This window comes from Pararhodobacter sp. (assembly GCF_036802785.1).
In the GTDB taxonomy this organism is placed as follows: domain Bacteria; phylum Pseudomonadota; class Alphaproteobacteria; order Rhodobacterales; family Rhodobacteraceae; genus Pararhodobacter.
Window position 1 is genome coordinate 1 of record NZ_DAIRVN010000113.1, and the last position, 9,245, is coordinate 9,245.

The following is a 9,245-nucleotide window of genomic DNA, read 5'->3' on the forward strand; positions in this document are numbered from 1 at the left end:
CCGGGGGCGGGGCCGGTCGCGAAGGCCTTGCGGGGGCGCAACGGGCGTGGTTTGTCAGCAGGCTGACAGTTCCGGAACCTCCCATGCCCCTGATCCTTTCGCAAATCGCCGCCTCGCGCGGGCCCATGGCCGCTTTCATCGCGATGGGCGTGGTCTGGGGCACGTTCATGGCCTCGATGCCCGATCTGAAGGACGGGCTGGGGGTCAGCGACGGGCAGCTGGGGCGGTTCTTGCTGTTCGGCTCGTTGATGGCGATCACCATGATGCTGCTGGCGCCGCGGCTGGGCGGATGGCTGGGCCGCTGGGCGGTGCCGCTGGGCACGGCGATGATGGGGCTGGGGGTGATGCTGCCCGCGCAGGCCAGCGCGCCCGTGTTCTTCATCGGCGCGCTGATGGTCATGGGTGGTGCCACCGGGGCGCTGGATGTCTGGATGAACGCGCGGCTGAGCACGATCGAGGCCGGGCGCGGCATGGTGCTGATGAACCTCAACCACGCGGTCTATTCCTTTGCCTACGCGGGCGCGGCGGGGCTGACCGGGCTGGCGCGCGCCGCCGGTTTCACCCCGGTTGCCATTCTGGGTGCGGCGGGGCTGGTGGTGCTGGCGCTCGCCACCCTCAGCCTTGAGCGCGAGGGGCGCATTGACGGTTTTGTCGGGCGCGGCGTTGCGCGGCCCCGGGTGCGGCTGGGCATGGTGCCGCTGCTGGCGGGCCTGCTCATTCTGGTGGGCTTTCTGGCCGAGAATGCCGCCGAGGCCTGGTCGGCGCTCTATATCGAGCGCGATCTGGGTGGCGGGACCGGCGCGGGGTCGGCGGGCCCGGCGCTTCTGGGCCTGACGATGGGGATGGGGCGGCTGGCCGGTCAGGTCGTGGCCAGCCGCGTCGCTGATCAGGTGCTGTTGCGCGGCGGGCTCGCGGTGGCGGCACTGGGCTCGCTGGTGGTGATCTCCGCCAATGGCGTGGCGATGGCCTATCTGGGTTTCATGGTGCTGGGCCTTGGCATCTCGGTCGTGGTGCCTACCGCGCTGGCGGTGGCCGGGCGCCTGTCGCCGCCTGCGCTGCGCAGCCATGCCATCGCCCGCGCCACGGTGCTGGGGTATCTGGGCTTTTTCCTTGGCCCGCCGGTTCTGGGCCTGACGGCGGAACTGGCCGGGCTGCGGCTGGCCTATGGGCTGGTCGCGCTGGCGCTGGTGGCGGGGCTGTTCCTGCGGGCAAGGCTGGCGCGATATGAGGGCGTATAGAACCCCAAGTCTTGCGTCCCGGCGCTGTGGATGGTCTATTGCTGGGTCAGACTGACACCTTCCGAGAATCGAGCAGCGAATGGCGAACGACCTACTTTCCGGCGCGACCGAGACCTATGATGCCTCCAGCATCGAGGTGCTTGAGGGGCTGGAGCCGGTGCGCAAACGCCCGGGCATGTATATCGGCGGCACTGACGAGCGCGCGCTGCACCATCTGGTGGCCGAGGTCCTCGACAACTCGATGGATGAGGCGGTGGCGGGCCATGCCAACCGCATCGAGGTGGAGCTGCACGCCGATTATTCCATTACCATCCGCGACAACGGGCGCGGCATCCCGATTGATCCGCACCCCAAATTCCCCGACAAATCAGCCTTGGAAGTGATCCTGTGCACGCTGCATTCGGGCGGGAAATTCTCGGGCAAGGCCTATCAGACATCGGGCGGGTTGCACGGGGTGGGGGCCTCGGTGGTCAATGCGCTGTCGGACCATCTGCGCGTGGAAGTGGCGCGCAACCGCGAGCTTTATGTGCAGGAATTCTCGCGCGGGGTGCCGCAGGGCCCGGTGCGCAAAGTCGGCCCAGCCCCCAACCGGCGCGGCACCAGCTTCACCTTCCATGCCGATGAGCAGATCTTCGGCAGCCACCGCTTCCGGCCCGCCCGGCTGCTGAAGATGGTGCGCTCCAAGGCCTATCTGTTCTCGGGGGTGGAGATCCGCTGGAAAAGCGCCGTTACCGATGGCGACACACCGATGGAGGCCGTGTTCCACTTCCCCGGCGGGCTGGCCGATTATCTGGGCGAGCAGCTCAAGGGGGATGCCACCTATGCCGACCGCCCCTTTGCCGGAAAGGTCGGCTTTCAGGAGAAATTCGGCGTTCCCGGCTCGGTCGAATGGGCGATCAACTGGACACCGGCGCGCGACGGCTTCGTGCAGAGCTACTGTAACACCGTGCCCACGCCCGAGGGTGGCACGCATGAGGCGGGCTTCTGGGTGGCGATCCTCAAGGGTATCCGCGCCTATGGCGAGCTGGCCAGCAACAAGAAAGCCGCCCAGATCACCCGCGAGGATATGGTGGCGGGGGGCTGCGCGCTGGTCTCGTGCTTCATCAGCGACCCTGAATTCGTGGGCCAGACCAAGGACCGCCTTGCCACCGCCGAAGCCGCAAGGTTGGTCGAGGGCGCGGTGCGCGACCATTTCGACAACTGGCTGGCGGCGGATACCAAAGCGGCGGGTGCGATTCTGGATTTTCTGGTGCTGCGCGCCGAAGAGCGCCTGAAACGCCGCGCCGAGAAAGAGACCAGCCGCAAGACCGCCACCAAAAAGCTGCGCCTGCCGGGCAAGCTGGTCGATTGCTCGGCCACCGCGCGCGACGGGACCGAGCTGTTCATCGTCGAGGGGGATTCGGCGGGCGGTTCGGCCAAGATGGGGCGCGACCGGCGCACGCAGGCACTGCTGCCGCTCAAGGGGAAAATCCTGAACGTGCTGGGCGCGGCCAGCGGCAAGCTGGGCCAGAATCAGGAGATCAATGATCTTTGCCAGGCTTTGGGCGTGGGGATGGGAAGCAAGTTCCGGCTGGATGATCTGCGCTATGACAAGATCATCATCATGACCGATGCCGATGTTGACGGCGCGCATATCGCGGCGCTTCTGATGACCTTCTTCTACACCCAGATGCGCCCGCTGATCGACCACGGGCACCTCTATCTCGCCTGCCCGCCGCTGTTCCGGCTGACACAGGGTGCGCACCGCCTCTATCTGCTCAGCGAGGCGGAAAAGGACGAATGGATGCAGAAGGGGCTGGGCGGGCGCGGCAAGATCGACGTGGCCCGCTTCAAGGGTCTGGGCGAGATGGACGCCAAGGATCTGAAGGATACCACCATGAACCCGGCCACGCGCAAGCTGATCCGGGTGTCGATCGACGATGACATCCCGGGCGAAACCGCCGATCTGGTGGAGCGGCTGATGGGCAAGAAGCCGGAACTGCGCTTCCAGTATATTCAGGAAAACGCGCGGTTCGTTGAGGATGTGGATGTGTGAACCCGCAGCCCGGCGCCGCTGACAGGGTCAGCAGTTCGGGGGCATCCGTTCATGCCCCCTGTCACGCCTCCGCTGCTCAGCGCACCGGCTGCTGGTTCCGCAACACAATCGTCCGCCCCACCGGCCAGAGCGCGAAACCGGCAAGTTTCAGATGCGCCCAGGCGAAAGGCAGGCCGATGATGGTCACCGCACAGAGCAGCGCGCTGAGAATGTGCCCCAGCGCCAGCCACCAGCCCGCCAGAACCAGCCAGATGAGATTGCCCAGCAGACCAAACGCGCCGGTGCCCAGATCGGGGCCGGTGACCTCTGCGCGGTTGATCGCCTGAAAGCCGAAGGGCATCAGCGAATACCCGGCTGTGGTCAGGGCCGCGCGCGCCCAGGGCAGGCCGATGATCGACACCGCCATGATCGCGGCGGCGATCAGCCAGCCAAGCGCCATCCATGCCCCGCCCAGGACGATCCAGAGTATGTTGAGGATAAGAGCCACGGCATGTCCTTTCACGATCGCCTTTCAATGTGGGGGGGCCAGGTCTCCGGCACAAGGGGCACGGGTGGCCAAGGGCACAAGGGGCGACAGGCAAAAGGGGCGACAGGCGCAACAGACCGCATGCAGAAGGCAGGCGCATGACAGGCGCGCGCCCTTTCCTTCATCTTGCCAGAAATACGCCCCGGGGGCGGCCGCAGGCCGGTGGGGGCAGGCAGCCCCCGGCGGGCCGGGCCCCCTCGATGGGGGCCCGGCCCGCACCTCCCTGCAGCCTCTTCCTTTCCCCACCGCATCCGCTACCTTGCCGCCATGCGCGCGCTCATTCTCGCCCTCCTCCTCCTCGCTGCCTGTGGCCGCCCGCTGGCCGAGGGGGAACTGGCGCTGGCCCAAGGGCTCTTTGGCGACAGCCTCGATGTGGCCCCGGTCCGGCTGGTTGAGAACCCGCTGATCGGTCTGCGCGGCTTCACCTATCCCACGCGCCCCCGCACCACCTGCCGCGAGCGTATCCTGCCGCCCGATGAGGGGCCCAGTTTCATCGCCCGCGCCGCCGGAATGGTCTTCTGGAACCATATCCACATCCGCCCCGCTCTGATGCGCCCTGATTACACCCGCCGCCCCGATGGCGCGACAGATCTGGGGGCGGCGATGTTCATCGCGCATGAACTGACCCATGTCTGGCAATGGCAGAACCACGCGCTGACCGGCTACAGCCCCCTGCGCGGCGGGGCGGAGCATCTTTCCGGCGCCGATCCCTATCTGTTCGACCCCGCCAGCACCGCGGATTTTCTGGATTTCGGCTATGAGCAGCAGGCCAGTCTGGTGGAGGAATATCTCTGCTGTCAGGCGCTGGACCCGGAGGGCGCGCGCACCGCGCGGCTTCAGGCGATGCTTGGCGCGGTCATGCCCGCACCGATGCTCTCGCCGATGCTCTCGCCGCCCGGGAATATCCGCCTGCCTTGGCCCGAAGCCCCGCTGCACGGCATCTGCAGCTGATCGCCCGCGCGCCCGCCGGAACCCCGCAGGCGCCACTACCGCCAGTGCAGCGGGCCGCGCTTGTGCGGAAAGGCCAGATTGGTGCTGATGCGCTGGCAATAGGCGGCCTGATCCAGCAGGCGCAGGCCAGGGGTGGGCTCTGGCCCGTAGAGCGCTTCAAACACGGTTGCGGTCAGCGGCGCGGGGCCGCTGTCCCACCACGGATAGGGGGTTTCGCTGGCCTCCAGCCGCGCCCGAACCCGCTCCAGCATCTGCCCGAACAGCGCCAGCCCCGGACGCGCGGCAAGGAAGTTGTTCGCCACTGTCCCATAGCCGCATTCCTGACAGAACACCGCCTGCGCGCCTGCCAGCCAGTCATCGACCGGGGCGCGGGGATATTCATCGACATCGGCATAGACCCCACCCTCGGTATAAAGAAGTGCGATGCGGAACAGATCGGCGCGGGTGGCGGGCAGGGTCTGGCGCTGGAAGAGCGCCAGCAAGGCAGGGTGGTGGCGGGCCAGCCATGCGGCGGCCTGATCGGGGCCATAGAGGGTGGTGGCGAACCCCGGGTGCAGCGCCTGCCAGGCGCTGACGCTGCGCGCCACGGCGCCGCTTTCCGGCCCCTCCCAGTAAAAGGCCAGCCGGGCCGGGATTGGCGGGCCACCGACTGCGGTAAAGACCGGGCGGGCGCGCGCCAACAGGCAGGCTGACAGGCCCGGCGAGGCAATGACGGGCGCAAGGCCCACCTTTTCCAGCACCGTTTCCGGTGACTCCCGCATCAGCCCCGACGGCAGCGCCGCGCTGGCCTCCAGCGCATCGAGGGTGATGCGGTCGCGCAGGTCCGGCGCGGGGGGCGCGCCGGTCTGCACGGTCTTGAGGGTGCGGAACTGCGCCAGCGCTTCCTCTGCCGCGCTGAAATCACCGCGCAGAAAGGCCGCGCGCGCCAGCGCCAGCCAGAGGCCCGGATGGCCGGGGTATTCGCGTTGCAGCGGCCCCAGCGCGGCAGTGGCTGCGTCAGGCCGGAAGCGCCAGAGCGCGATCTCGGCGCGCAGCCAGGCCAGATCGGCGCGGGTGGGTGCCGGGGGCGCGGAGTTTTGCGCGCGCTCAAGGGCGGCCTCGGCCTGTTCAACCGCGCCTTGCAGCAGGTGGCTTTGCGCCAGCGCCAGCAGCCTGCGCGCGCGCGGGTTGGTGCCGCTGACGCGGGCCAGATCGGCCTCGATCTGCGCCTGCGCGGGTTCAAACAGGCCCAGCCGGTTCAGCGTGGGCACCAGCGCGGCGGCGGGCAGGTTTGGGGTGGCGGCAACACCGGGGGCAAGCAGACCGGCCTCCAGCGCGCGCCAGTCCTCTTCCAGCGCGCGGCAGGTGAGCCAGAGCGCGCGCAGCGCGGTGTTGCGCGGGAAAAGGCGCAGCGCGGCCTCGGCATGCGGGCGCAGCGGCAGGGCGGGTGCGCTGCTCTGACGGGCGCGGCCCAGCATGGCGCGCAGCCAGTATTCGTGCTGGCGCGCGCTCCACCGCGCCGGGGCGGGGGGCAGGCCGGGTTCCAGAAGCATCAGCGCGGTTGTATAGCTCTCGGTCTCCAGCGCCAGCCGGATGCTGGCGTCACGGGTCGCCCCGGCGCCATGCCGGGCCTGCGCCTGCACAAGAACGGAGCGGGCGCGGGGATAGTCGCGCGCGCTGAGCAGAAGGGCGAGTGCCTGTTGCCAATGCCCGCCGGGGCCGGGTGGCGCGGCATCGAGCGCGCGCGCCAGCGCCACGGCCCCGCCTTCCAGATGGAGGCGTTGCAGATGCACCCGTTGCCATATCTCAGGCCAGCGTTCCAGCCGGGTAAGGTCATCGCGTGCGGCGCTCCAGTCCGCGTCCAGCAGCGCCAGTTCCGCGCGGCAGGCCAGATCGGCGGCTGCGGTCTCTGATTGCAGGTCGATACTGGCCAGGAACGCGCGCGCCTGCGCCGCCTTTCCCGCCCGCCACAGCGCCCAGCCGGCGGCGGCGCGGCGGCGGTTCTGGGCCGCGCAGCGGGCGCAAAGCTCCGCAAGCGCGGTGTCGTCAGCGCTGCTTTCCACCGCCACCAGCGCCAGATCAATCGACCCGGGCCAGCGCACCAGCGCCGCCTTCAGCGCAGGCTCAACCGGCAGCGCGAAGGATGAAAGCTGTGACAGCGCCTTCAGGGCGGGGCCATAGGGGGTGTCCGGCAGGGCATCGGCCAGCGCCTGCGCGGGCGCCTGCGGATCGGCGAGCGGGCCGGCCCAGAGCCTGTCATGCAACCCCTCAAGCGCCCGCATGTCAGCCTGCAAGCATCTGTTCTGCTTCGGAAAAACGCATGCCGAACGCACCCGCAACGGCATCGCGCGTGCGCCAGGTATAGCCGTGCAGGAACAGAAGCACCGCGCGGTCGATGGGGAAAGGGGTGCTTTCCCAGATCCGGCGCCGCATCAGCCCGTCAAACCGTTCGCGCCCGGCCTCGGTCATGCGCGCGGGGTCAAGCGCCAGATGCTCCATTATCCGTGCCACGCTTTCTTCGCGGGCGTTGTGAAAATCTTCATAATTGAGCACCAGAATGTCGTCATAGTGCCGTTTCCAGTTTGACCAGTTGCGCACGAAACTGCCATGCGCGTCCAGCCGTGCCTGGGCGATCAGTTCGTGCAAGGTATCGTCCAGTTGAAGGGGCTGGTCATGCCCGGGCCCGAAACGCCAGAGCATGTGCATCCGCAGCGCTGAAACCGCGCGGGCCAGCGGGTCGCGCAGAATATAGATGATCTTCGCGGTGGGGTTGATGGCCTTGCACTCGGCGATCTTCGCATCAGGGAGGAAAGCATATTCGGGTGTAAAATCCATCGTCAGCAGATGCGGCTCCGGCGGGGTCATGAGGGTGCGATACCACTCAACCCCGCGCTGATGGTTCCAGTCCCAGAAATGGGCTTCCTTGCAGGTTGAGGTGACGGGCTCGGAATCGGGGAAGGCATGGGTGCCGGGGTGGCAGTTCAGCACCGAATGCAGCCAGCTGGTGGAGCCCTTCTGACAGCCGATGCACAGGATATCGGTGATATTGGCGCGTGTGTTCATGGCGGCCTTTCAGGTTTCGGGCATGAAGCGGATGCCGGTTTCAGCCTCGGCTGCTTCGCGCTCGCGCCACAGCATGCCGTCAAGGAAGTTCAGGCAATCCGCACTCAGCGGATAGTCGGGTGCATGCCAGACGCGCTGATGCAGCCGCCCGGCATAAGCCGCGTTGTCGCCCAACGCCTCCACAGGCAGGTCGCAATGCGCCAGTACCTGCGCCATACCCGCCTCAGGCGCGGCGGCAAGGGCGGCGAAATCAAGCACCAGCAGGTCGGGGTAATGCTGCCGCCAGCGCTGCAGATTGCCCGCGTAATCGCCATGCGCCTGCAGGCGCGCGCCCTGAACGCGGTTCAGGAAGGCCTGATCGAAGGTAATCTGAACGCGCTCGGCAGGCGCATTGTCGGTGGCCCACATCGTATGCATGCGCAGCGCTGAAACGGCACGGGCGCGCGGTTCGCGCAGGATGTAGAGGACACGGGCAGTGGGGTTGAGCGCCTTGCATTCGGCGATCTGGCTGTCGTTCAAAAGCGCGTAATCCGGGGTGAAGTCCATTGATTTCAGGCTTCTGTCATCCAGAGGCGTCATCAGGAAGCGATACCATTCACGGCCGCGATGGTGGTTCCAGTCCCAGAAATGGGCCTCCTTGCGGGTGGAGGTGACGGGCGAGAAATCCGGAAAGGCCCAGGTGCCGGGATGCAGGCTGAGAACATTGTGCAGCCAGCTTGTCATCGCACGCTGCGCGCCGATGCACAGGATATCGGCGTGGTTGGGGCGGGTCATTGCGCGCCCGGTGCGGTGAGGTCGGGTCCGGTGAGGTTCGGTCCGGTGAGGCTGTCGCGCAGCGCGGCCAGATCGGCGGGCACCGGGCCGCTGCGCGCGAAGGCGTCGATATGCGCAAGGCAGGCTTCGGTATCGCCCGCCGCCTGTGCCGCTGTGATGGCCTTGCGCCGCCGGAAAGGATTGTCGGCGGCAGCCACGCAGGCATCGAAACAGGCCAGCGCCTCAGCCGGGGCGCCGTCGCGCAGGCAAAGATCACCCAGCAGGCGCAGCGCGAATCCGGTGGCGTTGTCGCCATCCTCGACAAAGCCGGGGGCCCGCACACGCGCAATGAGCAGCGGTGCCACGGCTGCACGGACGGGGCGCGCGCGCGTCAGCATGTTGTAATCCAGCAGTTGCTTCAGCGCGCCCGCAGTTTCAGAGTAATGGCGAACCGCCTGAACCGGGTCAGCGGCGAGCCTTTCCTCATAGGAGGCGATGGTCAGATCCGCGACCATGCGGGTGCGGAAGAACTCAAGGCATTGAAACAGCGCCAGCCGGGTGGCGGGGTCGCGCATCGACGGGTAGCCGGAGGGATGGCCGAAAGCAAAGGGTGCATGCAGCCCGGCGGCGTTCTGATAGCGCGCAACGGCCTGCCACAGCCGCACGGGCTGGCGGCAGGCGGGGGGGATGAACACCTCAA

General features: G+C 67.8%; 8 protein-coding genes. 3 read left to right on the plus strand and 5 right to left on the minus strand.

The window, feature by feature from the left end:
- Positions 1-83 precede the first annotated feature (83 nt).
- Complete coding sequence (locus V7Q53_RS22490) at positions 84-1,238, plus strand: MFS transporter (RefSeq protein ID WP_333831174.1); 1,155 nt, start codon at positions 84-86, stop codon at positions 1,236-1,238.
- A gap of 79 nt (positions 1,239-1,317) precedes the next feature.
- Positions 1,318-3,273 carry a DNA topoisomerase IV subunit B gene (gene parE / locus V7Q53_RS22495; protein WP_333831175.1) on the plus strand — a complete coding sequence of 652 codons (1,956 nt, stop codon included), beginning with the start codon at positions 1,318-1,320 and terminating at the stop codon, positions 3,271-3,273.
- Positions 3,274-3,349: 76 nt separating this feature from the next.
- On the opposite strand, the gene V7Q53_RS22500 is transcribed toward parE, so the two are convergent.
- Entirely contained in the window at positions 3,350-3,760 is a 411-nt protein-coding gene (locus tag V7Q53_RS22500) for a YccF domain-containing protein (RefSeq protein ID WP_333831177.1), read from the minus strand.
- A 306-nt stretch (positions 3,761-4,066) separates the two neighbouring features.
- On the opposite strand from V7Q53_RS22500, the gene V7Q53_RS22505 reads away from it, so the two are divergent.
- Positions 4,067-4,750, plus strand: a complete 684-nt coding sequence (locus V7Q53_RS22505; RefSeq protein WP_333831180.1) for a hypothetical protein — start codon at positions 4,067-4,069, stop codon at positions 4,748-4,750.
- 35 nt (positions 4,751-4,785) lie between these two features.
- On the opposite strand, the gene V7Q53_RS22510 is transcribed toward V7Q53_RS22505, so the two are convergent.
- The 4 genes from V7Q53_RS22510 to V7Q53_RS22525 all read right to left on the minus strand — a co-directional run.
- Complete coding sequence (locus V7Q53_RS22510; protein WP_333831182.1) at positions 4,786-7,011, minus strand: glycosyltransferase; 2,226 nt, start codon at positions 7,009-7,011, stop codon at positions 4,786-4,788.
- A gap of 1 nt (position 7,012) precedes the next feature.
- Entirely contained in the window at positions 7,013-7,792 is a 780-nt protein-coding gene (locus V7Q53_RS22515) for a sulfotransferase domain-containing protein (RefSeq protein ID WP_333831184.1), read from the minus strand.
- Between the two features lie 9 nt (positions 7,793-7,801).
- Complete coding sequence (locus V7Q53_RS22520; protein WP_333831185.1) at positions 7,802-8,566, minus strand: sulfotransferase; 765 nt, start codon at positions 8,564-8,566, stop codon at positions 7,802-7,804.
- On the minus strand, positions 8,563-9,245 hold a 683-nt coding region (locus V7Q53_RS22525; RefSeq protein ID WP_333831186.1), incomplete at its 5' end, for a hypothetical protein. The genes V7Q53_RS22525 and V7Q53_RS22520, both read right to left, overlap by 4 nt.